At 61.4% G+C, this 25,847-nt stretch carries 18 protein-coding genes and 1 pseudogene; 12 read left to right on the top strand and 7 right to left on the bottom strand.

Translation table 11 applies throughout. The features are described 5' to 3' along the window. Positions 1 to 13: 13 nt before the first annotated feature. Positions 14 to 967 (top strand): hypothetical protein, encoded by a 954-nt coding sequence (locus HWX22_RS17095; protein ID WP_175916093.1) that lies wholly within the window; start codon positions 14 to 16, stop codon positions 965 to 967. Positions 968 to 2,197: 1,230 nt separating this feature from the next. Then, a complete protein-coding gene (locus tag HWX22_RS17090) occupies positions 2,198 to 3,394 on the top strand; it encodes an inovirus-type Gp2 protein (RefSeq protein WP_175916092.1) in 1,197 nt (398 codons plus the stop codon). Positions 3,395 to 4,229: 835 nt separating this feature from the next. On the opposite strand, the gene HWX22_RS17085 is transcribed toward HWX22_RS17090, so the two are convergent. After that, complete coding sequence (locus tag HWX22_RS17085; protein WP_175916091.1) at positions 4,230 to 4,961, bottom strand: hypothetical protein; 732 nt, start codon at positions 4,959 to 4,961, stop codon at positions 4,230 to 4,232. A gap of 201 nt (positions 4,962 to 5,162) precedes the next feature. On the opposite strand from HWX22_RS17085, the gene HWX22_RS17080 reads away from it, so the two are divergent. Beyond that, positions 5,163 to 5,510, top strand: a complete 348-nt coding sequence (locus HWX22_RS17080; RefSeq protein WP_175916090.1) for a helix-turn-helix transcriptional regulator — start codon at positions 5,163 to 5,165, stop codon at positions 5,508 to 5,510. Between the two features lie 150 nt (positions 5,511 to 5,660). Here HWX22_RS17080 and HWX22_RS32000 read toward each other — a convergent pair. From HWX22_RS32000 to HWX22_RS32265, 6 genes and pseudogenes are all read right to left on the bottom strand, one after another. Beyond that, positions 5,661 to 6,748: pseudogene (locus tag HWX22_RS32000) on the bottom strand (hypothetical protein). Next, entirely contained in the window at positions 6,745 to 7,671 is a 927-nt protein-coding gene (locus tag HWX22_RS17075) for a phage capsid protein (RefSeq protein WP_175916089.1), read from the bottom strand. Before HWX22_RS17075 ends, HWX22_RS32000 begins: the two are co-directional and overlap by 4 nt. A 141-nt stretch (positions 7,672 to 7,812) precedes the next feature. Further along, positions 7,813 to 8,805, bottom strand: coding sequence for an IS5 family transposase (locus HWX22_RS17070; protein WP_175916127.1), 993 nt, complete (start codon positions 8,803 to 8,805; stop codon positions 7,813 to 7,815). A gap of 145 nt (positions 8,806 to 8,950) precedes the next feature. Continuing rightward, on the bottom strand, positions 8,951 to 9,946 hold the full coding sequence (locus HWX22_RS17065; RefSeq protein WP_175916088.1) for a lambda-exonuclease family protein: 996 nt from the start codon (positions 9,944 to 9,946) through the stop codon (positions 8,951 to 8,953). A 71-nt stretch (positions 9,947 to 10,017) separates the two neighbouring features. Next, the gene (locus tag HWX22_RS17060; RefSeq protein WP_175916087.1) at positions 10,018 to 10,986 is read right to left on the bottom strand and encodes a DUF932 domain-containing protein; all 969 of its coding nucleotides are present in this window, start codon (positions 10,984 to 10,986) and stop codon (positions 10,018 to 10,020) included. A gap of 521 nt (positions 10,987 to 11,507) precedes the next feature. Continuing rightward, complete coding sequence (locus tag HWX22_RS32265; RefSeq protein WP_279610437.1) at positions 11,508 to 11,633, bottom strand: hypothetical protein; 126 nt, start codon at positions 11,631 to 11,633, stop codon at positions 11,508 to 11,510. A 585-nt stretch (positions 11,634 to 12,218) separates the two neighbouring features. On the opposite strand from HWX22_RS32265, the gene HWX22_RS17055 reads away from it, so the two are divergent. From HWX22_RS17055 to HWX22_RS17015, 9 genes are read left to right on the top strand one after another with little or no spacing between them, the layout of a single operon-like run. Continuing rightward, positions 12,219 to 13,385: a hypothetical protein gene (locus HWX22_RS17055; RefSeq protein ID WP_175916086.1), complete on the top strand. Its 1,167-nt coding sequence runs from the start codon at positions 12,219 to 12,221 to the stop codon at positions 13,383 to 13,385. Continuing rightward, the gene (locus HWX22_RS17050; protein WP_175916085.1) at positions 13,382 to 13,762 is read left to right on the top strand and encodes a hypothetical protein; all 381 of its coding nucleotides are present in this window, start codon (positions 13,382 to 13,384) and stop codon (positions 13,760 to 13,762) included. Before HWX22_RS17055 ends, HWX22_RS17050 begins: the two co-directional genes overlap by 4 nt. Before the next feature lie 16 nt (positions 13,763 to 13,778). Further along, positions 13,779 to 15,851: an N-6 DNA methylase gene (locus HWX22_RS17045; protein WP_175916084.1), complete on the top strand. Its 2,073-nt coding sequence runs from the start codon at positions 13,779 to 13,781 to the stop codon at positions 15,849 to 15,851. Further along, positions 15,851 to 17,395, top strand: a complete 1,545-nt coding sequence (locus tag HWX22_RS17040; protein ID WP_175916083.1) for a restriction endonuclease subunit S — start codon at positions 15,851 to 15,853, stop codon at positions 17,393 to 17,395. The genes HWX22_RS17045 and HWX22_RS17040 overlap by 1 nt, the downstream gene beginning before the upstream one ends. Then, positions 17,392 to 18,573 (top strand): hypothetical protein, encoded by a 1,182-nt coding sequence (locus HWX22_RS17035; protein ID WP_175916082.1) that lies wholly within the window; start codon positions 17,392 to 17,394, stop codon positions 18,571 to 18,573. The genes HWX22_RS17040 and HWX22_RS17035 overlap by 4 nt, the downstream gene beginning before the upstream one ends. Further along, the gene (locus tag HWX22_RS17030) at positions 18,570 to 19,637 is read left to right on the top strand and encodes a hypothetical protein (RefSeq protein ID WP_175916081.1); all 1,068 of its coding nucleotides are present in this window, start codon (positions 18,570 to 18,572) and stop codon (positions 19,635 to 19,637) included. Before HWX22_RS17035 ends, HWX22_RS17030 begins: the two co-directional genes overlap by 4 nt. Then, positions 19,634 to 23,878, top strand: coding sequence for a hypothetical protein (locus tag HWX22_RS17025; RefSeq protein ID WP_175916080.1), 4,245 nt, complete (start codon positions 19,634 to 19,636; stop codon positions 23,876 to 23,878). Before HWX22_RS17030 ends, HWX22_RS17025 begins: the two co-directional genes overlap by 4 nt. Further along, positions 23,875 to 24,693, top strand: a complete 819-nt coding sequence (locus tag HWX22_RS17020) for a hypothetical protein (RefSeq protein ID WP_175916079.1) — start codon at positions 23,875 to 23,877, stop codon at positions 24,691 to 24,693. The genes HWX22_RS17025 and HWX22_RS17020 overlap by 4 nt, the downstream gene beginning before the upstream one ends. Continuing rightward, positions 24,690 to 25,838: a hypothetical protein gene (locus tag HWX22_RS17015; protein WP_175916078.1), complete on the top strand. Its 1,149-nt coding sequence runs from the start codon at positions 24,690 to 24,692 to the stop codon at positions 25,836 to 25,838. Before HWX22_RS17020 ends, HWX22_RS17015 begins: the two co-directional genes overlap by 4 nt. Positions 25,839 to 25,847: the final 9 nt, after the last annotated feature.

The following is a 25,847-nucleotide window of genomic DNA, read 5'->3' as shown; positions in this document are numbered from 1 at the left end:
GAGGCAGTCGAGAGTGCAGTTCGTTTCGTTAGCCAACGTCCTGTGGGCGATTGCCCGTTTTACGGACCTTCCAAATGGGCTGAAACTGGCGGAGCCGGATGATCCAGCGGTGCTGCGGAATTCACTCGAAGAGGCTGCTCGCTACAGCCATGCCGCGTCGCTCCTAGACTACCATCTGGCCAACGCGCGCGATATTGTTTTGCCACGATGGCTCGATTTGCGAGAACGAACTGGATATGCACGACCGAGCGATTGCGCTGAGACGGAAGGCAGGGTGTTTCTGCTCGAAGAGGCGAAATGGATTGGCCGCTACATCGAGTATAGAAAAAGGGTTTATATGCGCGAGATGGATGTAGGGGGACGATGGGCGCCTCCTCTTACTCTGGCTGACTACGCGGAAGGTTACCCGCATGAGCCTGCTCTCACTGCACCATATAGAGACTTGGTCCACGCTATCGGTTTCGATATGGCAGATATTGTCAATTTCTTGGACCGGTCTTTTATTTGTCACGCATTTGGGCAATCTGTGCCGGAGCAGAGATTATTGAACTCGAGCGCGTGTGACAGTCTGAGCGATGTAAATTCTGACCAGTCAGCTATCGCTAGTCCTACTATCCCGTCGTTAGGTGATGCAGCCCGACGGAGCGTATCGCCCGAACACCCACTTCAAGAAAAGAGGGCTACGTCCAAGGTGATGGCCGGACCCAAGGGACGACGAGCCGAAATTCACGATGCACTTGTTCGAGCGATGGAACTTGCGGGCCCCGATCGCTTTGATGTTCACGTTGTCCACAGGAAATTGATTGAGTTGGCGACGGACTTGTCTAAAGAATTTTACCCATTGGCTGGCTGCGATAATGGACGCGTCATGTTTTACAGGAATATTGACGGAAAATCGGTGGAATATACAAAAGAACAGCTAGCAGGATTTGTCGGGCGCCGCCGAAGAGGGGAGGTCAACATTTGACGAATTCTGCTGAATCTACGTTAGCCTACGATAAGCTACGTTGCCTACGATAGCCTACGATCTATCGACTAACGATTGCCTCGTTTGTAGTCTTGCTTTCAAGCGGATGCAGATGGCGTCACGAAGGTCGGAATTGAAGTAAATCGATCTTTCGCCTGATTCATGCAGCGCTAAACCTTGAAGCTTGTCGCCTTGGAGCAGACTATGAATCTCAACACCTTCAGTTCCACTTCAACAGGTCGTCGCTTGACGACGGAAGAGTTCGCGAACGCGATTTCTTGCCTCCCGCAGTCCATTCGGAAACGCTATAACCAGACAGGGAGCTACCATGGCGTGCGTCCAGTCAAATTGCCGAACCGTCGTCTGCTCTGGCCAGCGGACGCAGTTGAACAGCTTATTCAGCGCTAAAGACTACTGGGTGCGAATCCTGAATTGCAAGATCTGCCAGGGGGCATCGCGCGAATTAAGCTGAAAATCTCATCGTTCGTTATAAACCACAAGGCGGCCTATTGGCCACCGTCTATCAGTTGGTCTCGTGGTGGAGAATATGGCTCTGCGTCGAAAATTAAGCCATGCCGGCGAATGTCTGTCGACCCTGATAAATTTCAGCAGAAAATAGTCAAAATTTGGCCGGCCCAACAAATATGCGTCCAATTTTCTTAGGGCGTTTTACCCCGAGCGTGAAAGATAACTTCGGCGGCAAAGATCTTTCGAAGCGTGAGGGATCAATTACGGCGGGCGTATGCGTGAGATGTTGGTCAACGCAGGACCACGAGATGACGGGGGGCATACAATTTACGCCGAAAGGACACAACATACGTCGAATGCACCAAATTCGAGGTGCTGGCTGGCTGCAATCCTCGGCTTGGCTGCGCGACGGCAGTCTTTTAAAAAGTAACGCCAGCAGTCCAAGAGCAATGGCGGGATACGATTTTATTAATTTATTCGGACGTAAGTAAGTATATGGGTTGATGGGGGGTATCTATCTTGGTCGGTGAATTTAAGCGGTGGGTCTGGTTGATTGGCGAGTTTTTGACTTGAAATTATTTATGGGTCTTATGAAATGGAATGGAATGGACTGCTTGAAAATGGTAAATTGGAATACTTGATGGAAATGAAGGTGGGGGTGAGGAATGAAGCGATGAATGAGAGGAATTGGCAATGAGGGGATGAATTGAAATGGGGTTGTGGTTCGGAGAGATATACTCAAAAAGGGGTGATCTGTCTATCATGTCGTATGAGGATGATGATTTTTATAAGATATATAAATTCAGTGATTTTGTTATAAACACGGAGGGAGAGGAGGTAGACGACAGAGAGTGCCTTCTGGTGCATCCTGATTTCGATATGATCGGGCCAGTACTGGCTGAAATCGAAGCGTTGGTGCGTGACATTGAATTTAGTGAGGAAAGTGATGGGTTTGTAATCGAGCGCAATGCTGAGAGACAGCCAGTGATAGTAGTGAAGCCGATGGGTGAGCGCTACTGGACTTCGGTGATGCGGTTCTTCCAGCACTATGCTTTCGATGAGCGCTATGTATTTAGCCCGCATGTTGAGGCGCTGCGCGAAGCAATTGGCGCTTTGGGCTTGCATCCTGATGCTCTTCCGTTTTGCTGTTCTCCGCGTGGTTCTATCGTGGAAAGGCTGCCTGAAGAAGTGTTCAATGGATTGCTGGCAAAGGTTCTCGAGATTGTAGGAACGTCTGCGTTTCGTGAGCAGCTACGTGTTCGTAAGCGCAATGCCGAGCGTAATGAAGCGAAGGGCCTTGCTATTGAGCGACAGATATTCGAGAATAAATCTCGTCGGCTTGTTTTGATGCTGCATTTTGGATATCAAGCGCAGTATCGATCCAGCATAAGGCTGGAGGAGATGCAGAGGCACCGTAAGAAATTCTTCAACAACTGCCGTTCGAACAAGTTGCTACGAGGCATTCGTGACTACATCTGGAAGATCGAGGAGGGTAACGATTCAGGATTGCATTTGCATGTGTTGATCTTCTATACGGCTAATTCGTGTCGGGACGTATATATTGCACAGCAGATCGGCGAATACTGGGTAAAGGTGACGGACGGCAAGGGGAAGTACTGGAACAGCAACGCCGATAAGGCGAAGCATGCAAAGTACGGGCATGGTATTGGAACGGGAGAGATCAATTGGGACGATCACAACAAGCGGGAGGCTCTGCGCAGGAACATTCAATACATGACGAAAGCCGACCAATTCTTGAAGATGAAGTACGGTGAGCATTGCCGCGTGTTCGGTACGAGCCAGGTCAAAGAGAAGGAGAAGTCGGGACGTCCGCGTACCGTGAAGCCGACGCTCCAGGGTGAACCGGCAGGCGGCACGCAGGCGGATTCGTTCGATTCGGAATCGCTCGATAACACGAGTGCGGATGCAACGGACCTCGATGCGGACCAGAACGAATAAATCGGGACATTACGGCTTTGATGTATCGAACGGCTTGGTAGGTGTGGATGACAGTCGGCCAAGGCCGCCGGTGGGCTGTAATCGGTTCCTGGCGGCCATTCACTCGGTTCGGCTCGTTCACTTGCCTGCTGACGATTCGATGCTGATGCACTTTGATGCAACAACACGTCTTCATCGTGCCTGTCTGGCGCGAGAAGGATCTGACCAATGAGCGACATCGATTTCAATCTGTCGGCCGTTGAGCCGCCGGCTACTACCAACAATGCCACCGTCGTAACGCCTCACCATCGGAACCTTCATCTTTCTTTGCCTATTTCGAACGACATGTGCAATCGTAGCGCCCAGCCGACGTATGGAAAACCAGCCCGGGTCAGATGGATAGCGCGGGTGAGGTAAGAGCAGATAGGGGGTAATAGGAAAAGTTGCTTTCGGATCGAGAGTTGATTCCGATTCCGCACTGTCGCGCGAGCAAAAAGTCCATGGGGTCTGTCTCACCGCCATCATGGAGCTTTTCGATGCGCTACTGGATCGCGGCTCAATGTTCGTTCGCAGAGTTGGGACATCTTGGGCGAAGCGGAGTGGCATTTCACGCCTGATGGCATCGATCCAACGTTGAATCGAAGCCGGCGCTACCGTTCGCGTGCAGGCCGACAGAATGCCGTGAGTAAAGAACGGTAGGAATTCCATACCGCGGCCTGAAAAAAATAATCGGCAAGAGGACGCGAGGCACGCCTGCAGGCGTGCCTCGCTATGCTGCTGACTGACCCGGCCATAGCTGGATCGAACGAGTGCCTGTCTTGCTTCCGCCAGATGAGGCGATGCAATGTCCTTGCGGCTATTGAGCTTCCTGCCAGCCGTTGTCGGTCTTGACCATCATAATCGTTTCATCCCACTGATTTTGTACCTCTTCAGTCAAATCAGTCGATGCACTAACGCCATGAAAAGCTTGACCCAGTGTCCTCAGCTGAACATTCTGGCACTCTTTACGCAGATCGTTAGCGAAGATCTGAACGTTAGCCTCCTGACGGACTCGCTCTTGCTGTTCCGCATATGAGTCAGCCGTCCCGCCGCCATTGAGCCCGTCGCTATGGTCGTGCATGTATTTATTTCGTGCGCCGGATTCACCCAGCTCAACGGGATAGATGACTTTGGCGGGGTCGGCTGGATCAGGCGAGCTGATGCTGGTGTCCGGATCATGCTTGTGGGCTTCCACCCAAGCGGCTTCGGCAGCATGGTAATCCGCACGCGCTGCATCGTACGTTTGCTTGGCATCACTCAGCTTGGCTCGATCTGTATTCAGCGCCTTTGCGCGGTCCTTCATGTCGCTAGTCGGAGTAAGAGTGAGCGTATATTTCACTTCGACTTTGTACGTATTTTCAGCGATAGGAATACCGTTGACCTTGTTGAAGTCACTCACGCGCAGGTAATTGCAGTCGCCGATGCGAGCTTGTACAGCAGTTTTCGCATCGCTTTCCGAAGGAGCGCTGTGCCCGCAGGCGGTGAGCGTGGCGGCGATGCAGGCATACAACGCAACGCGTGTAGCGATCTTGTTGTGCGTGGTTTTCATGCTTTCATTTCCTGTCAGTAACGATCTTGTTGTGAAGGCTTTGCGCACCAAACGGGATGAATCGGGGCGACAGATTCCCAGCACGCGCCACTTGGATCGACCCGGTAGGATGTAATCATCTAAATTAGACGAATATCAACCAATAAAGCCCTTCATGTCAAACGGATGGTGCTCAACCATTCCGGGTGACTGGGAGGGAGCATGCCGAACGGGCAAACCGACGATCTTGCGGCCGCGGTGGGGCGAGCCATCGCGAAGCAGCGCATCGCAAGCGGATTAACGCAGGAACAGGTGGCAGAAGCGCTGGGGATCGGCTTGGAAGCCGTGTCCCGAATGGAGCGCGGCGTTGTGATTCCGACCGTGGTGCGGTTGTTCGAATTGGCTGATATCTTCCAGTGCGATGCAGCGGACCTGCTGACGGAGGCGAGTAGCCGGTCGAGCGACCAAGCGAATCACCTGAATCGGCTCCTCTCCCGGCTCAGTACGGCGGATCGGGCAATGATGCTGGAGGTCTTCGAGCGGTTGTCGGCGCGGCTGACGCGCCGGTAGCCTGTTGTCCAGGCGCGGTGCGTACGCGGTCGGCGACTGCGACGCATTGGTTGGCAAGATTGGTGATGCTGGCGAGATCGGGGGGCGCGTCCATACCTCTCCGTATTGTGGGTTGTCGAGAAAGAATAGGCCGGGCGCGATGCCCGGCGCTTATGTCGCAGCGCCGCGTTCGGCGATCTGGCGGCGCAGCGCGGCCGCGCGTGCCTGGGAACAACCCAGATAGCGGCGAATGTCGGCGACGGTCGGACGGACCCGACCCGCGGCGACGTCTTGGGCGACTGGGACACGGCGTCACCGACTGACTCAACGACCGGTGCTGGCGGGACCGGGCCGTCCCGCGAAGCGTGACTGTTGGTTATCCCGTCGTGACTGGCAGTTTCGGCTTCGCGACTAACGGTCAGCGGTGCGTGACTCGGTATGACCGGCGTGACTCTTGATTGAATCGCACGACTCACTTCCGCGACCGTCGTGACTACAGGCTGAGTCACGTCAACCGAATCCGTGACCGGCGCGATATCAGATTTTGGCACGACCGGCACGGGCGCCGATGACGATGATCGGAGCGAGACCCTCCAGAGCAGGCAAGCTACGCCTTCGAGCACGGCGGCGAACGCCAGTCCCGATAGCAGGTCGACACGGACGACAGTCGTCCCGAGTAACGTGGCGAGTCGTGACGTGACCGGATCGGCAAGTAATGTGTCACGCTGCGCCGTGACCCGATCGTCCGCTGACTGTCGGCGCCGAATGTCGTCCGCTTCCGCATTGAGCGCTTCGAGTCGCGCGGCGAGAGTCGTGCGACGGGCTTCCCATCCCGGGCAGTCACGAGGACAGCGCTGCGCCCCCACGAGCGCAAGCTGACGCGCCACGTTTGCCCGGTCCGCCATGACGGCCGTGAGACTGCGACCGGATGTTGCAATCACAACGTCCGGTACGGTCGACGCCCGCAGTTCTCCGGCGTGCTGTTGTGCCGTCACAAAGAAGTCCGCATGACCGTAACACGCAGTTGCCAGGCAGGCGCCCCATAGCAGGCAACCCGTGCCGCGCACGAGGATCGGAGCATCCCGGAGTAACGCCGGCAACAGGTGCGCGCTCGTGACGAGCACCGTGCCGATTGCCACCCAGACGGACCGCTCAGGCAGCGATCCACCGCGCTGCCAGCCTGCCAGGATCGACAGACTGAGCGCGGTGCCCGTTGCGCCAACTGCCAGCACGAACGTCCAGCGGGACGTCGCTGTCATGCCGCTGCTCCGCCGAGCAGCACCGCCTTGCGTTCCAGCTTGTCGCGTAGCGTTGATCGAGGCGATTGCGTCTGACCAGTCTTCTCACCCGCACCAGTGTCCGCGTCCGTGTGACCGGCCACTGTCTCGGGATAGAACTCCTCGACCACGGCCGCCCGCTCGTCCGGGCTGTCTTCGAATGCACCGTTGGCGAAGCCGGCACGAGCCGCCGTATCGAGTGCGGCCTGATCGAACCCAGTCGAACGTCGCCGCACATCCAGTTCGTGCGCTTGCGTCAACGTGTCTTCTAGCGTATTGCCGGATCGCACGCCGAGATCGACGTAGTAGATCGGGGACCGGTAGCTCTGCGTGGTCGACTTGCCCCGCAGTTTCAGCTCCAGAGGCAGGCACGCGAGCAGGTTGCCGGAGACGGCGCGGAAGTAATGCAGGCGTGCCGCGAGCGTGCGGATGGAATTGAAGGACGTGGTGCGGAAGATGAACGACCCCAACTCGTCTTCGTCGCCGACGATCACGTTCAGTCGCGCGTAGGGCTTGCATCCACCCTGACGACCGAGTGCGCAGCCGTCGGGTGACGGGCAGGGCAGGGTCTCGATGCCGGCATCGCCAATACGCCGGCATGTTTCTCCATTGCCGACGCAGACCGGGCGCCCGGTGTCGCGATCGAACAGCGAGTAATCGGCGCGCAGATTCAGATCGGGGTCGTTGAACAGCACACGAACCGGCATCGCACGGAGCTTGCCGGACGTCGCCTCGCGCAGCGTTTCGTTGAGCGGATGCGGCATCCAGCCGTCACGGTTCTGCACTTGCGTGGTGAGGGTAAATTGATCGACCTTCTCCGGCAGGCGCTTGCCATTCTTCTCGACGACGCGCCCGATGGAGATTCGCCCGACCACGGGCGGGGTGATTGAAAGACCTTTCAGCATGTGGACCTCTAGGGAAACGCTGATTAATGTGCTGCCCGTTCGACTTGCAGATGAAGCGGCGTCGAACTTTCCGGATAACGAATCGAATCGATGCTCATTTCGGTGAATTTGGCTCGTACACGGGCCTCTTGCTCGCGTTTTTCACACACATGACGGACTGCTCCCATGAACCGATCGCAACAGATTGCGCGCAATCACCAGATTCGCCAGAGCGAACAGGCTGAACAGTTGCGCCGTGTTCTTGGCCAAGCCCTTGTACCGCGTCTTGCGATGGTGAAACAGGTTCTTGACGATATGGAACGGATGCTCGACCCGCGAACGGATCTGCGCCTTGGTTCGTTCGACCGCGACCACCAAGTCCTTCAGCGGCCCTTCCTGCATCGCTTTGATCTTTCCGCGCTTGGCCGCGACGTGCCACTTCACGGTCTTGCCTTTCATTTCGTCGCGCTTGTCTACTCCGATGTAGCCCGCGTCGGCGAACGCTTCCTGTTCATGCCCGTGCAGCAGGGCATGCGCTTGCGACACATCCGACACGTTCGCCGCCGTGCCAACCACACTGTGGATCAGGCCCGAATCGGCATCGACTCCCACGTGGGCTTTCATCCCAAAGTGCCATTCGTTGCCTTTCTTCGTTTGATGCATGTCCGGGTCACGGCTCTTCCCGGCGTTCTTGGTCGACGGCGGCGCTTCGATGATCGTCGCGTCAACCAGCGTGCCTTCCTTCATCAGCAGTCCTCGCTCGCACAGCGAGATGCCGATCTCGTCGAACAGCTTGCGTGTCAATTCGTGTTCGATCAGCAGGCGCCGGAACTTCAACAGCGTGGTCGCATCCGGCACGTTCTCGACCGCCAGATCGATGCCGGCGAAGGCGCGCAGCGCGATGCTGTCATACAGCGCGTCTTCCAGCCCTTCGTCCGACAGCCCGTACCACTGTTGCAGGAAGTAGATCCGCAACATTCGCTCCAGGCCAATCGGCGGACGGCCTCGCGTGCCCTTCGGGTAATGCGGCTCGATTGCCGACAGCAAGCGCTGCCACGGCACGATCTTCTCCATCTCGGCCAAGAAGCGTTGGCGCCTCGTCACGCGCTTCTTGCCTGCAATTTCCGCTTCCGCGAAGCCGATCTGCCTCTTCATCATCGTGGGTCCGTTCCGTGAGCTGTCTTCTATAACGTCCTCGGCTACATCAGCGATAACCGCCGGCCTTCATTAATCAGCGTTTCCCTAGATAGAAAGATGAAGGCGAACGCTTGTTTGTTGCGATGGCCGGACACAAACGGACTCAGGTGGAAACGAGGAAGCGCCGGGAACCGGGCTTCGAAGTGGCGTATCGCGTTTCGAACGAAGGGTGATCGGCCAACAACCGTTTCAGATCGACGGTGGATGAATCGCGACTACGCTTGAATGACACTTCGCCGGTTTCGAACAGCGCACCCGTGGCGTCACCCATTGCCTGCTGGATGGTCTGTTTGAGATGCGCTTCGGTCTGCTGGCGTCTTTCGATGTCGGCCCGCACGGCGACCAGGTCGGCGAACACAGACGACATTTGACGATCGTCGCTGAAATCGATGGTGCCGCCGTCTCCCGGATATAAATGCCGCAATGCCCGTTCTGCGGATTCGGAGCCATCCGCGGGTGGCGGTGTATCGGTCTCGACGTATCGCCAGAACGCGGTTTCGAGTTCGACGAGCCGCCCGATCAACGCATCGTCGCGCTCGATCCGATGGACTTCTAGTGCTTGGCCGCAGATGAGTACCGCGACGTGCGCCGCCGTCTTGCCCGTCACGGCAAGCTGATGCTGGACCTGAAGCTGCACGTACTCCGGTACGCCGTCTCGCCAGAGCCGCGCGCCGAATTCGCCCGCCGTCTTGCACTCGAGAATCTGCACGTCACGCGCGCCAACGACTTCGCGATCGAGGTTGGCGAGCATGAACGGGATCGATGGGTGACGCAGGACGGCATTGACGCGACGAACCCGGTTGCCCGTCTGCTTTGTATACGACGCCGCCACAATTGGTTCGAGCAGTGTCCCCCAGTACGTCGGCGATGTCGTATCGGCCGGATCGGGGCGCGGTAGGCCGTCCGCACGCCCCGTCTTGTCGAGCCACAATTCCAGCGGGCTCATGTACGGATTGAGCCCGACTGCTGCTGCGGCGTCGGATCCACCGATCCCGGTTCGCCGCACAGCGAGCCAATCGTCGTGGGACAGTTCGTCGGTCTTGACGAGCTTCAATGCAGGCCGTCGCGACAGGGCGTGGCTGGATGGAATGACGCTCACGAAACCTCCAGAAACGGAAAGGCCCGGCAGGCGAACCTGGCCGCGCCGGGCGTGAATGGAAACAGCGGGGACTACACAACGAGCTTGAGCGCTTCATCCCACGCCTTCTGTTTGATGGTCGAGCCCTGACCAAACCACGCAGCATCGCGCCGGTGATCGTCGCTGCGTGCGCGGCGATGGTGATCGACGTACTCGGTTACGGCGTTCAGTAATCCCCACGCGGTGCCAGAGGCCGACGCGAGGTCTGCGCCTTTGCCGCGTCCCGCGTAGAGTTGGCCGACTGCCTTGATCGCACGCTCATTGACCGCGAGCGCTTCGCGGTCCGCGACGTTGGCAGTCGAGTAGATGAGCACGCGCCGCAGGAAGGTCTCGGCTGCCGAGTCCGAGATTTTCCGTTCGGAGAGCGCCTTGGTTCTTGCCATGAACGCGTCCCACGACGATATCGCAATGCCGAGCTGACGCTTCACGGCCTGAGCGTCGAACTGCGAGCGGTGCGGGACTTTGACCGCGCTCGTGCTGTCACCCAATGCGATTTGCAGGGTGTTGTTGCAGACGACCCGAACCGATGTGAATTGCACGGTGGTGGCGAGCGTGCCGTCGCAGGCAGTCGCAAGGAGTAAGTACCCGTTGACCTGATCTTTACCCTTCAGCGTGGCGGACTGGCCAGTCCTCGCAAGCGCCCATAGCTTTCTGCCATCCTTGAGCACGCCCGCTGTTTCTAGCTCGTATCCCCCGACCTCGGTGAGATCGCGGTAGAACTCCAGGATTTCGGCTGGCTGGACGACCTGATAACGGGTGGAGACGACGGACAGCGGTGCCCTTGTGTCGCTACGGTAGAGGACTTTCTGTTCGGGAAACGCATGAATGGTGCCGAGGTTCTGGTTGCCCGCAGTGACGAATCGCACTTCGGCCTCCTCGATCCTCCAGTCCATGCCGGCGGCGCGAGCCCAGACTTCAAGTGGTTGCTCAGTGGGGAGCTTGTTGCCGAAACCGTGCCATGGTTCCTGGCCGACGTAGGCCATTGTCTGTACGAGATGCATGAAAGAGACTCCTTTTTCGGATCACAGAACATAAAGCCCGGCCGCAGCCAGGCATCGAAAAGAAAGACGAAACAAGGTGAGGGGGGGGCGTTCAGCGTGCGGGGACGCCGAAGGTGCGCCCGCAGGCGAGACAGCGCCAGTTGTCGAGGACCTTTTGGTCGATCGTCTCGCCGCAGGCCGCTCCCGCGGCGCAGCCGGCGGCGCCCGCGACCAGCCCGGCGAGAATGGCGCCCGCGATGCCACCACAGGCCGAGCCGAGGGGGCCGACGATGAGTCCAGCGGCGGCGCCTGCTTCAGCGCCCGATAGTGTTATGGCGATGGCACTCGTTGCGCCTGCCGCGGCGCCGACAGCACCGCCAATACGTCGTGCGACGTGACGCGGTTCGGTGCGAGGGGACTGGCAAGACGGACAGCGAACGCGGACGTCCCGTGAGCCTGTCCCGAAGTGCTGTGCCGCGCCTGCTCCGGTGTGGGCCTGTTCCTCGTCGTCGTCCTCATCCGGTGGGGCGAAGAAAGGCGGCTCACGCATGGGCAGCAGCCTCACGACCCACCTTGTGGACATTGCGGCAGTACACGGCGATCAGCACGCCGCCGGCGAAGGCGAGTGCGAAGGCAATCAAGTACTCAATCGGGGAGTTGGGAAACATCACTGGCCTCCTGAGGCACGTTCGTCTGGACAGGATTGCCCAGACGGAGCGGCCGTGATTGGCCGGGCTCAGGGGAGTGATATGGATTTGAAAGATTCTAGATCGCTGTAGCGATAAGGTCGCAACTCGGCAGCGCGGATGCCGATGTGCAGATGAGAGAAACGAACTTCAATGTTGAACCACCCTGGGGCGAAGGGGGAACCCTTTCAGCCAAAACTGCCTGCCATGTCTCAGTTCTGATACGGCCGTCGAGTCGTCTGATGCAAGCAAGGGGGACTGTCAACCGTGCGTAGGCTTCGAATTTGATGCGTTTGTACGTGTGACCTCACAAAGCGATTGACGGAGGGGCTGCCACTTTGTATTATTTCGAATGTGAGTCCGCACGTACTAGCAAACTTCATCTCTCCCGATATCCTGGGCGCAGCCCCCGGATGGTCGCCGTTGTATTTCGCGAGTCCGGCTACGGCGGCTCTCCAAGCAGGCTCCACCGGTCAGTCAATCAGCGACCTGGGAGGGCGAGTTCTCGAGGGCTGGCGGGTGAGCGAGACCCCGGGTGCTCTTGCCTATGACCCCAGAGCAGCGACGATGCCCGTCTACCGGCAAGCCAACATAGGGCGCCTGCACCTGGTGCTCAGAGAACAGCACTGGGGAGCGCCTCAGATCGGTGGCCGCTGGTGTGTTCAGCCCGACGACATCGTGCTGAACAAGCTCGCTCCCGTCCGCGCCGCGTACGTCTCACTGAACGCGAGGCGGCACCCGGTTGACGGCAATTCCCTGATCGTGCGCGGGCTCTCGAAGTCTGCGGCCGCGTGGGTGGCGCTGTGCCTGAATCAGACCGGATACGAACAGCTCCTGTTGAGCGAGTCTGGCGTGTTAAAGCGGGTCGGAATCAGCGCGCTCGCATCCCTGCGAGTGCCGCCGGTGCCGTCGGAGATGGAGGGGCTCTCCGCGCGCCTCCACGATCTCATCGATGAGTCCACGCTGACGATCGAGTCTCTTCACCGCGTGCGCGATGAGGCCGACGCGGAGGCGAGCGCTGCGTCGCATCAGGAGCACGAGCTGTCCGCTGGGGTGTTCTTCGCGCGCGAAGCGATGTCGAACGATAGCTGGTTGCCGGCTGCCGTCGCGCTTCGTGCTGAGCAGTCGACTCTCGAAGGCGAGGCCGGCTGGGTGAAGCTCGCCGACCTTGCCACGTTTGAGGACCGCGCTCGCCTTAGCCAGGCGCACGAGGGAGCGCGAGCCCTTCGACTCGGTGACGTCGCCGACGATCTTCTCGTTGACGGTGCTCCGATTTGCGATCTCATTCCCAACCGCACGCTGGCGAAGCCGCTCTTGCCCGGCGAGGTGCTGCTGTCCACCCTCGGCAAAAGCTTTCGGGCGGCCTTCGTGGACGAAAGCGTTCCGCCGAACACACACCCCGTCGATGGCTGGGTGCGTTTACGATTCCGCGAGACGCCGGCTGCATGGGCGCTGCTGCTCTCGACGGAGTCACTTCGTTCGCAGGCCGCACGCCTCACCGTGGGGGCCGTACAGCAGTTCGTTCCGCCCGACGCGCTGCGGTCGTTGCGCGTGCCGATCCCGCCGCGCGATGTGCGCGACCGCTGGCAGCGCGCTGTCGAACAGCATCACGCGGCTCGCAGATCAATTGACCGCCGGTGGGCTGCGCTCGTGGACGATCTGTCGGAGGTATTCGAGGCGGTCCACCGGCCGTTCACCTCGTCTCACCCGCTCGGCAAGGAGGTTATCCAGTGACGCCGCGACACGCCGAAGAACTTCTGAACACGCTGAAGCAGAAGCCTTTCAGCCTCGACGATGCGCACGAGCGCGCACGGCTCTCCGGCAGCACGTGGAGCCGCGATCAGCTGGAGCTTTTCCTTCTCTGCGCGCCGGGCGTAGAGCGCGACGAAAGTGGGTGCTTCCACATCGGCGTTGGCGACACCGCGGACGACCTGCAGGCTGCCATCGTCGACGCGGTGCAGTCGTTTGCCGGCAAGCCGGTTCCGGTGGCGCACTTGCGCGCCCGCCTTCCCAATCACTTCGTGACGACCGACGAGCAGATCCTGGCCGTCGTTCGTCGTACGGCTGGGCTCGAAATTTTCGGCCCAAAACTCATTCGCATCACCCAGTAGGCACAGGAGAACACAAATGGCCCGTCCGAAGAAGGCCCCGACCACCACCGCAGCGCAGGAGACGACGACCGTCAGCTCTGAAGAGAGCAGCGTCCTCAACTCACTCGTCTATTCGCTCGCGCGCGCTGGCTTCGACCAGAAGTTCGAGCTCAAGGTTAGCGAGGCGGGCATGTCGGCCGCCGTGTTGTGGGGGCGCCATGAAGGCGTGGAGACTCCGCGTGTGCTGGCCCTCGTGCTTCCCGCTGGAGCCTGGAGCCGCAGCAACGCTGACGAAGTGCAGATGTTGTCGTGGACCCTGCCTCCGCCCGAGACCGCGCAGAATCACTACCCGCAGTTTGCCGTCGTGAAGGACGCTGAGGGCAAGCTCGAGGCGATTTTCGACCTCGCACCCGGCGCGCCGCACCAGATCGACAGGCTACCAAGCCTTCGCGAGATTAACGAGTACAAGCGCATTAAGGCCGATCCGACCTACCGCTGGTCGATGCGTATGTACGACCGCCTCATGAAGGGCTTCAACGCCCTGCACGAGCGCATCTACCAGACGCACAAGGATAGGGTGAACGGCAAGAACGACATCATCGAAGAGGTGGCGAAGCTTCTCTTCCTCGAATCGTTCCGCCTGCACCATAGCGACGGCGCACTGAACTTCGACCACAACGGTAAGAAGTTGAATCTGAAGGACGTCTTTTCTGCTGGGCACGTGAAGGCGAACGGGGCTTCTGCCGTAGCCGAGATCCAGTCGGCCTTCGAGCACTTCAAGCTGCATCCCGACTACGTCGTGACTGACGACGCGGGCGAGAAGCATCCCATCTTCGACAAAAACGCGCACCTGCGGCTGGCGCAGCCGGGCAACTACGAAGCGGTCCTCTCGCTCATCCAGGATCTTGGGCCCGTCACCGACAACCGAGGCGAGGCCGTGAAAGCGCAGGGCACGCTTGCCGACATCGCTGCCGATGTGCTGGGTCGTGCCTTCGACGTCTTTTTGCGCGCTAACTTCGAGTCCAAGGGGGGGCTCGGCATCTACCTCACTCCGGCCCCGGTGAAACAGGCGATGCTGTCCCTCGCCTTCCACGATATCAAGGAGAGCACCGAGGACGCTGCACGCCTCGTGGCGCGCGATGGCAAGGGGTGGCCCGCGTTCCGATTCTGCGATCCTGCTTGCGGTAGCGGTGGCTTCCTTTCGGTGGCGCTCAGCCATTTGCGCCGCACGCTCGACGAGATAGGTGGCAAGGCCACGGCGACCGACGAGGCGAGGAGGAAGCTCTTCGAGGAGATGTGCGAGCATAGCTTCGCCGGTGCTGATGCTTCTCCTCAAATGGTGATGCTGGCGCGCGTGAACATGGCGCTTCTCGGTGCGCCGAAGGCGCGGATCTTCTACACGCAGAATTCGCTCATCAGCCCGCAGCTCCAGCCTGGCACCTTCGATCTCATCTGTACCAATCCGCCCTTTGGCACGCCCAAGTTCAACAAGGGGCAGGAGGAGGCGAAGAAGGCGCACGAGGAGGCGATGGAGAAGATCCTCGAGACCTTCCGCTCCGACCTCGCGCCGCGCAACGGCCGCGGCGGCGGGTACGACTACTCCCCGACGGTCACCGGTCTCGCTATGGGGGGCTCGCCGAACAGCAAGAGCATCTGGAAGGAGGCATCGACGAACACCGACCCGGCGGTGCTGTTCATCGACCGCTGCCTGCAGCTCCTCAAGCCCGGTGGGCGGCTACTCATCGTTCTGCCTGACGGAGTGCTCTGCAACTCAGGCGACCGCTACGTGCGCGAGTACATCATGGGCACGAAGGATGAGGCTTCGGGCGAGTTCCACGGTGGCAAGGCCATCGTGAAGGGCGTCATCAGTCTGCCCGCCGACACCTTCAAGCTTTCGGGCACGGGCGCCAAGACCAGCGTGCTTTACTTGAAGAAGCGCCTCGCCCGGAAGGACGACTCGGAGAAGTTCCAGGACGAGCCGCAGACCGACGTCTTCATGGCTGTTGCGGAGACCCTCGGCTACCTCGTGAAGAACAACGTCGAGGACTACAGTGCGGGCGTTCCTAATGACCTCGCCGCCATCGTCGGCGCGTACGTGCGGGGGGAGTGATGGCCGTCGACTCGCTTCGCGAAACGCGCCACATCAACCGGATCAGCACCCAAGACCTGGGTGTGGTCTGGTCTGCGCAGTCCTATCGCGCCGACGTCACTGCAGCGCTTCGTAAGATTCGGAGCATGACGTGGCGGCCGCTGGCGCAGCTTTGCTCCAACGTCATCGGACCGGGCCCGCACCCGACCTTCACCTCCACGGGACATCCGTGCCTTAAGACCAGAAACGTGCTCGGGGTCGTCGTTGACGCAAGCGAGGTGGATTTCGTCGAGCATTCCGACACAGCGCGCTGGCCCCACTACTGCATCGAACGTGAAGACCTTGTGCTGAATGTTACCGGCGCGGGCAGCATTGGTCGCGTTGGAATGTACTTCGGATCGGACCTTCCACTCACGAATCAGCACCTTGCACGTGTCTCCATTGGTCCCGGGGCCGATGCTGCCTTTGTTTGCGCGTTTCTTTCTAGTTGGTGGGGTGAGCGTGCGCTCGAGCAAGGGATTAGTGGCAGTACCGGACAGCTGAACCTAGTCAACGAGCACGTTCGCCAGGTGCCGGTTCCAACACCTGACATCGCAGCGCAGCGTTACATCGGGGACAAGGTTCGGCAGGCTGATCGCTTACGCGAGCGCGCGCGGAGGCTTGAGAAGGACGTCGCAGCGATCCACGCAAAGCACATCGTCCTCCCGATTGGCATTGATTTTGCCAAGCGCACCCGTCGTTTGCCATTTCGATCCTTGACGGAGCGCCTCGATGCACACTTCTATCCTTCCGCTGTTGAGCAGTACTTCCGGCAGCTCGGCGGAAGCATACGCTCCCTCGACGATTTGAGCACTGTCGTCATCAACGGCCAGAGTCAGCCGGAATCCGAAGAGGGAGTACTCCAGGCGACAGTCGCCAACCTGGGACGGAGCTTCGTCGAGGGGGCGTTGCGAACGGTCAAACGTCCCACAGATGGTGCGCGCGCCCTTGCTCTTCACGACCTCTTGCTGTGTAACGCTGCCCACAACAAGAGCTACATCGGGCGCGACGTGACCTACTCCCAGCTCGAGGGGCCGTACCCCTCAACGGAGGTTATGGTCGTTCGTGTGGACCGAGAGCAGGTCCCAGCGTCGTTCATTCGTCAATACCTCAAGACCCAGATCGGATACCTCCAGATCCAGTCGACCATTCGCGGCATAACGGCTCATTCATATCCGGGTGACGTGAAGAGCATCGAGATCCCAATTCCGTCAGTGCCGGACACGGAACGGGGGGCTTGGTTTGCAACGGATGACACGATGCTCATCGCCGGACGGTGCGCAGACGCTGCCAAAGTACTGACAATCATTGCCACGGTGCTGGTTGAGCAGCTCATTGAGGGCCGCCTCACCGAAGCCGATCTCGTCGCTGCGCAGAAGGCGCTTGAGATGGGCGATCGCAGTGCCGACCGGACTATCCTGCAGTCGCTCCGACGGAACGATGGCCCCGACGCGACGCCTGTCATTCCGGACCTCGACGGCCTCTACGCGCTCCTAGACGAGCCGGATGGGGAGAAGGACCGATGACCCTCGCGGCTCTCCAGGGGCGCGCTCTTGCGCGCACGATCGACGAGATGCACAACCTGCTCGCGCACGGCGAGGCGCAATCGTCTGTCCTTCGTAGCCTGGGGGGCCTGGGCGCCGCGGGCCTGTGGAGCGAGCGGGGGGATGCGCTCGTTGCGACGCCCGCCGTAGTCGCGCTCGGCGATCGGCTGCCTAACGCCGCCGAGTCACTTCCTGCCGTATTCTCGCTCCTGCCGGAGGTGCGCGTCGCGTGGCTATGCGTGGTTCGTGCGCGGCTCGCCGAAATGGGCGAACGCAAGGACGTCGCGGCATTAGCCGACGCCGTCACGGCCGCTGGCGTACTCGCGACAGAGCTTGTGAAGGAGGACAGGCCGTCGCTCTCGCCCACGTCCTTCAGTGAGCTGGAGCGTGCCGTACTCCCTGCCGCCGCGCACGAAGCCTCGGCGTTTCCGGTGCTGCTGCGCGTGCTGGCTGCGACCGCCGTGATGCCGAGCGGCGCGCCCCCATCATTGCTCCCCGACATCGCCTTCGACGATCCGTCGACGGCGTGGCGGCCCGGGCGGCTCCTACGTCTGCCGACATCGACCGACGCCGTGCCTGCCCACGTGGTCCTGAGCGGCGCGCTCGATGGCCGAGGCGGCGGCGACTCGATGCTTTGGGCACTCCACCATCCGTGGGCCTTCCTGCTCGCGCAGATGACCTTCACGAAGGAAGCGTGGGAGGCCGAGCGCGTATCGGGCGGCATCTCCTACGAGCTCGAGCCCGCGCACGTCCCACTGTTCCAGAGCCCACTGCGCGTCGAGGTCGTGGTGACGCTGCCAAGTGGTGAGGAAATCCGCTGCGGCTCCCTCGGTGAGCTGGTGCAGCGCACGCTCGCGCAGCTCGGCGTGACGATCCTCGGGCATCGCGTTACGGCCCGCACGCTCGACGACCATCTCGGCCTCGTCATCGACGCCGTACAACGACGAGAGGTCTGGCGTTTCGAGCATGGTTCCGGCGGCCGGCACCCCGCGTACTCCATCCATCCTTCATTCTCCGATGCTTGCTACCGCGCGCTCGGCAGCCGCGCCTTCTATCGCCTTGGTTCGCCCGTGACCGCCGCCATCCGTCGTGTCGCCGAAACCTGGGCGCGCGAACGCCTTGCACGAGCGAGCGCAGCGAGCGGTGAGGAGGCGGCATGACGGCTGCACCCGTGCTCCACCTCGAGCGACCGGCTTTCTGGACCGAGTCTGGCGATCCGGAGTCGTGGTTTCGCGCGCTAGAGGCCTTCGCCGGTGCTGCGCAGCGCGCACCGCAGACGGGCACGCCGCGCGCGGTGGCCGATCGCAGCCTGGTCGGCGTCATCGCCCGACGAGGGGCAGCTGGGCTCTTCGGTGTGTTCCAGCGCGAGGGCCGCGCCCTGTTGCCCGGGGTGGGCCTCATTGCATGCGATGCGGAAGGCCGATGGGACCTGACCGACGAATCCCGCATCTTGCTACGACACTGGAAGGAAGATGCACAACAGGGACTTGAGCTGCTCGCAGCCTATCTCGTTCGCGAGAGCCCGTGGCTGCGCCTGCTGCTGGCTCGGCTACAACAAGGTGACTGGGAGCTCGCGCGCTGGGCCGAGGTCCGCAGTGGGCGCACGGGGCTCAAGGCGGGCAGCTCACTCCTCCTGCGAGACCATGTCGAGCCGGAGACGTGGTTCGACGGGCTCGCCGAACAGACGGCGGCGCGTTGGCTCGCGCGCGCGCACTGCGAGATTCTGGCCTACGATCCTGATGTCCTGACGCGCAAGAAGGGCAAGGACGACCTCTCGCTCACGCCGCTCACGGCGCCCCTGCACCTCCTCGAGTCTGTGGACTGGCTCAGTCGAACGGGACAGGTGACGCTGCCGAGCGCGCTCGAGGCTGACCTCGTCGGGAAGGCAACGCCAGCGCAGGTGCTTACCGATATTATCAGTGGGCATGCCGACGTCCGTGGCTTCGTTGCCGCCGAGCCGGTATTGCGCGAGCTGCTCCGGACCTTCGGCGTTAGTCCGAGCGACGAGGCCTTCGCGCGCTGGATGGATGCACTCATCGATCTAGCCGCGAAAAAAGGCGCCTTGGAGCTGCTCGATGCGCAACCCGGGCAAGCGCGTCACGGGCGGGGGCTGCACGCTGACCCCACGCGCAAGCTCGTGCGCTGGGTCGTTCATACCGAATTTAACGAAGCTTTCCAGAACGCGTGGGCCGCGCTGGAGACCGAACGAGAGCTGATACGATGACCAACAAAACGACGCACCAGTGGGCAGCAACCGGTGTCTCGAGCTACCCGCTCACCCATCCCATCGTGGGGCAAGGCCGCTTCTTCGAGACGTTCCGTCACTTCATCCACCTCGTCGACGACGAGGCCGAGAAGTTCGCGCACGTCTTCGCGGTCATTGCGCAGTGGGGCGTTGGTAAGTCGCGCCTCGGGTACGAGCTGGTGGCGCAGATCAACGACACGTCGCGAGGCTGGTGGGTGCGCGGTGACGATGGTGCACTTGTGAAGGCGAACCTCTTCCACGACGAGAAGGATCGCGACCAATACCTCGGGCTTTACATCCGATACAGCCAGGTTGCGAACGACTACAACAACGTCGACAACTGGTTCGCCTACGGCCTCTACAAGGCGCTCCTGCCGCTAACACGCGGCACGTTCGACGGCTCAATCCAGGGTCAGATCGCGAAAGAGGCGGCCGACCGCCTGATCGTGGATGGCTTCGACCCGAAGAAGCTCGCGGTGGCGCTCGAGGCGTCGGCCAACCACTCCGACGAGAAGCTCTACGAGGACCCTGAGCTGGCGACCCGGCTCTGCCAAGCTGCCTACGAGTACCTGCACTCGCTCGGCATCAAGTACGTGCTCGTCGTGCTAGACGAGCTCGAAACCGCTGCAGAAGCCGCGACGTTCGGGCTCGACTCGACCGACATCAAGCACCTCGACGGCCGCGCCATCAAACTGATGGGAAAGGCCATCAAGGAGGAGGATCCGCGCCGCAAGCTCCCTTGGCTGCGCTACGTCGCTCTCTGCTCGCCGGCCATCGGCGATGAGCTGCGCGAAATCCAATCCACTGCGCGCCGCTTCGAGCTCACCGAGCTCCAATCGAACGCGTTCTCCGATGTCAGCGACTTCGTGCAAACGCTGGAGAAGGACGGACGACTGGCTGAGTCGTACCCACAGGGGCTAGTCGAAGCCGCATACGCGATGAGCGCCGGCAATTTCGGCTGGTTCAATGTCGTTATGGCGAGCATTGATGAGCGTCTCCGCGACAAGCGCGCGCGCGGTGAGAAGGACGCCCCCACGGTCGGGGCCCTGTTCGACGAGCTCGTCCGGGTGTCTGGGCGCGTGCAGCAGCACGTCCTCGATCACCACGCGATCGAGATGCTGAAGATCCCAGACCGAGCGCAGCTTGCTACCGCTCGCGACCTGCTCTATGGGCAGCTCCCGGTTCCGCTCGGCACCTACTCGCCTGAGACCCGCAGCGCCATCCTTGCTGCTCGGAACGAGTACGACGAACCGATTGCGACGCTCTTCCGCCGCGTCGAGTGGGACGAGCTCGAGGCAGCAGATGCGCTACGCGTCTCGAAGTTCACGCGCGATCGAGGCGTCTGGAGGCTCGGCGGTGTCGATCAGCCGCTCGACCTTCGCCAACTCCTCTCGAACCTCGGCACTTACGCCATTCACGAGACGAAAGGCCAGCGCCGCACTGACGGTAAGCACACGCTTGTCGTACCGCTTCGCCAGGCTGACTTCGTTCACCTCGTGTCGCTGCTTTATCCGCACGCCGCTGCCGAGGATGCGGCGCGCGCGCTTTGGCGTCGCTTTGTAGGGGCCGAGGATCTCGAGCCCGACACCGCCACACACGTGGGGCCGAGCGTGGAGATGATCGCCCGGCTCGACCTGCGCCACCGCAAGCAAGGCCAGACGTCGCTCATCTTCCGCGACCCGGACCAAAACTCGGCTCATGAGAATGCCCTCTCCGCGCTTCGCACGCAGACCGAGCAGCAGCGGGCCCTGCAGGTGCTGGTCGGGGCGATGCGCGTCATCGACCATCACTGGGCGTATGACGCGGCGCCCTCCGGCATCCGCGATGATTCGCTGACGGTCATCGGCACGTCACCTGCTAGTCGGGGTGCGTCGGGGGGCGGCCTCGTCACATTCGATGGCCTGAAGGTGCACCCCAAGGGCCGCGTGCTCTTTGCGTGGGTGAAAAACGTCGATGATCTGGAGCGCCTATGCAAGGCAGCGAGCGCACAGTTCGGCGAAGAGGGGCGAACGCCCGTGATTGCCTTTACTGCCTCGCGTGCGCTGGTCGACGTGATGGCGAATCCGTCCAGTGACACCTTAACGGGCGCGAAGAGCTTCTTGCTGCTCTACCAGCTCACATCGACCGAGGAGTACATCCTCCACCAGGTCGGTGTCGCGACGCAGGCGAGCACTGGCTTTCGCCTCGATGGCCACGGCTTCACGACCGCGTTCAGCAACCGCCTGCAGAGCCTCGTGCGCCCGTTCTCGGATGAGGTGGGACGCTTCCGTCAGCAACTAAACGACCTCGGCCGCATCGCGTGGCCGCTCCGGTCGTCCGGCAAGCTCAAGGAGTTGGAACAGGAACTGCTGATGCGTGCCTGGCGCGTCCTCGCTATTGATACACACGCCCCAGCCTCTCTCGCAAACCTCGACGACAAGTCGGGCGTGGACGTTGAGACGTTGAAAACGCTCTTAGCCAAGCTAGGAGTGACGCCGAAGGCGCGCGCAGCCGGATACGGCGACAGCGAGCGGGCCGGCTTGTTCTCGAGCCTCGACGACGCAGCCGAGCCGCAGTTTCCTGCGTTCCTCGTCGCGGCAATCCGGCGCCTGTTGAACGGCGATTGGACGCTCGCGCTCGCAGAGCGGGAGTGGTTCTGGGGTTACACGTGGGAAGGGGTGAAACCCAAGGACACCTACTTCGAGTGGATGTCGATCATCCGTGAGCTGGGCTTTGGAAATCAGCAGCCCGGTGCGAAGACCGCCGACGCCTACACTGCAACGAAGCGCGCCGAGCTCCGAGGTGCCGTGCAGGAGGCGGACAACTGGCTGAGGAAGGACTACCCGAAGCTCGTTGGGGAGATGGAGGCTGTCTTCGGTGCCGGGCGGGTGCAGGATCTCTTCGCACCGGAGGGGGCTATGTCTCCTGGCACGAAGACCCTCACGGCGCGCAAGAAGCTCAAGGAGAGCACCGCCGACCTCGACTTGCTCGACAAATCCGAGACGCAGCCGGCGACAGCCGATGGCTTCCGCGTTGCTGCGCAGCGGCGTCGCCAGGTTCTGAACAATATCGACTGGGTCTATCGCCGAGAGGACTACCAGGCCATTCAGCAGGACGCGAACGTCAAGACACTCGACTTCGAATCAGACAACGTTCCCCTGTGGCAGCGCATCCGCCGTGCGTCGCTGTTCGTTGCCTACGTTCGGCGCGCGGAGGAGCGGGTACGCGCTAGGACGGTATCGCTTGCGGACGAGATGCGCCTGGACGTGACATCGATCCAGGGCTTCCCGATCGCGCTCTTCACGCTCTCCCTGGAGAAAATAGTCCACATCATCGACGGTGCACTCGCGGCTGGGGCGATGGCCGGTGCCACCGAAGTCGTCCAGGCGAACGAACCGGGCACGCTGCGCCAGAATCTGCGGGACTTGAAGGTCGCGGACGCGACGGTACAGTTGGAGAGCCTCGCGCGTGAGGTTGGCATCGACCTTTCGACGTGGACAGAGGCCCCGTTGGCGGAGTGCGACGGCCAAATCGTCACTGCGTTCCGCGACCTGAAGAGGGTCCACGAGAAGCTGCAGTCGGACCTCCGCGGAGCCGTCGAGCGCATCTCGACCCTCCAGACAGTGCTCACGAAGGCGCCCGCCGACTTTCAATACCCAAAGAACGTCCCCGAACTTGATAAGCTGCAGGGCCGTCCGAAGTTCATCGAGGGTGCCTTGGAGAGCGCGCGCGGCGAAGATGTCGATCGACTGCGCTCAGAGTTTGACGCTCTGGCGCGGCTCGGCAACTTTCAGCCCTTGATGTCGAAGGCACGCGAGCTGCTCGAGGAGCCGCGCAGTTACCTGGCGCAGTTGCTCGGTCATGTGCTCTCGGTCGAGAACGCCGTGGCGGAATACCGAAAACGCCTCATAGAAGGCCCCGACCTGCTTCGATCGCAGCGCGGGCTCGACGCCTTGGCTAGTGCCAAGGGCACGACCGCTCCGAAGCCGCTTGGACTCAAGGACGTCGAAGACGCAGGGGCGCTTACGGAGGCGCAGACGGTCGTCAGAGCGCACGTTCACGAGATTAGCGTCGCGGCCGGCAAGCAGCTCGACGGTTCCGGGGTGAGCTTTGACCGTTGGTGCGTCATCGTAGCGGCACTCGACGCCGGCCGCGACCCGGCGCTCGAGCCGCAGGAGGCGGATGCGCTCGTGAAGCGTGAACTCGTGCAGCGGACTTACCGGCTGGGAGCGCGGTCGTGACGGTGCCGGTTTTTCTTCACGGCGCGCTCGCCACGCACCGTCGTGGCAGGATCTTGCAGGAAACGCTCTCAGCCACGCCGAGCACCGAGCTGCCAGATGGTCGCGCCGTCGTCCTCGCGTTCGCCGAAGCGTTCCAGAGCGTCGAGGAGGCAGAGCAGATCCAGCTCATCGAGTGGACCCGCGTGCCGGGGCACTTGCTGTTGCTGCTACCGCCGTTCGCCGGGGGGGGGTGCGAGCGACCTGTTTCGTGGCAGGCGGAGCGCGTGGAGTCCGCTCCGCGTGGAGGTGAAGGACTCGCCAAAGTGCTCGCACACGAAGTGGGTTACCGGCTGACGGGTAAGCTGCAGACTCCGGCGGTACCCGGCGCGACGTGGAGCGACCTCAGCGTCTGCGTGGGCTCGTATCGCCTCCACCCGGCAGCAGGGCTCTTCGCGGTCACGTGCCTGCCGCTGTGGTCGTTGGCGGTGCTGGACGCTCCCGAGGACCTCGAGAGCTGGCTTGCGAGCCTTGTTGTGCTCGCGGGTGATAGCCAGCCAGCCAAGACGCCCGTGGCAACGGCGCTCTCGCCCGACCACTACGGGTTCCTGGTCTTCCTCCTGAGCCAGACGTTCGCCGACGAAGAGCAGGCCATCGCAGGACTTCGCTCCTCGTCTGTCTTTCGTTTTTCGCTCGAAAGAGGTCGTTCGCTCTTGACGGAGCTACGCGATCGAGGCCTTGTCGATGGCGCCATGCCGACGAGTGAGGCGTATGAACTTGTAATGCAGAGCCCCTACGCGCCCTACGTCGGCGCGCTTCGCGAGGTGTCTAACCGATGAAGACCCACAACCGTACGCTCGCGCAGACGCTCGCGGTTCAGTCGCAGGTTCACCTGCCCGGAACCGTTGGGCGGCTGCTCAAACAGATTCGCGACCTTGAGCGAGTCGCGCCGCTGTTCGTGAAGGCGGGCCTCGTGCGCGCAGTCGAGAGACCCAATCCGATCAACGCCCGGGCCTCCGGTATTGCGACGCATGCCGCGACCACGAAGACCATCGGCGGCTTCCTTTATGGCGCGGCGGCTGCTCGATGTGACCTCCTAGTCGAACACAACGCCATCTCGACCGCGGGCCAAGACAGCACGTGCGAGATCGATGACATCAACTACGAAAATCAGTCAAAGCGACTCGCTCTTGCTGCGATTCGCCAGGCCTACGAGCTTGCTGACCGCGCCATCTCCGAAGAGCGCGCTCGCCTCATCTTCCTCGACACGCCACTGGTGATGGACCGGAGCATGGTCCCTCCCGCGAACCGAGCTGGCGACGAGGGATACCAGGCGGCGTATGCGGTGACGCGCAACGCCGTGGAGTCATTCTGGTCCCAGCACCGCGGGCGGCTCTTCCCGTGGAACCCGACCGGGCCGATCATCATCGGGCTCGCGTCGCAACGCTTCGGAGCCATCGTGCAGTCGGCGCAACAAGACCTGCGCCAGCAGGAGGGGCGTAGCCAGCTCCTGCCGACCGAAGAGGTCGACCGTGACCAACTCGCCGCGCTCGATGGCATCCGTGAAGCGATCCTCGGCGTGGGTGAGCGTCGATTCGTGCACGGTATCCTCGGCAGCTTTACCAGGACCGCCGCGTTCCGGATGAACGTCCACGCGCCGCGTATGGAGCCGGGCTCGGTCGTCGACATGGGCGTCATCGGGCTTCACTTTCGCGCTGGTCAGACCACAGAGCCGCGCTTGATGCAGCTCGTCGGCGATGCGCCAGCGTGGACCAGCACTGCCATCGACGAGATCGTCGGCATGACGATGGCGCTCACGGCAGTGGGCGGCACGTTGTCGGCGCCGCTGCCGGTGCAATTGGCCGAGCGAGAGCTGAACGCCCTCGGGCCCTTCCTTGAACATTACAGCCGCAGTGTCGCCGGAGAGCTCAAGCGGCGCGAGCTGGAGAGCATCTGGCTTTCGGACTGGGACCTCGCGACGTAAGGAGACCTC

Origin of the sequence: Burkholderia sp. BCC1638, assembly GCF_902833195.1 — a bacterium.
Taxonomy (GTDB): domain Bacteria; phylum Pseudomonadota; class Gammaproteobacteria; order Burkholderiales; family Burkholderiaceae; genus Burkholderia; species Burkholderia diffusa.
Note: the sequence above shows the minus strand (reverse complement) of the source record. Positions and strands in the feature narration are given on the sequence as shown.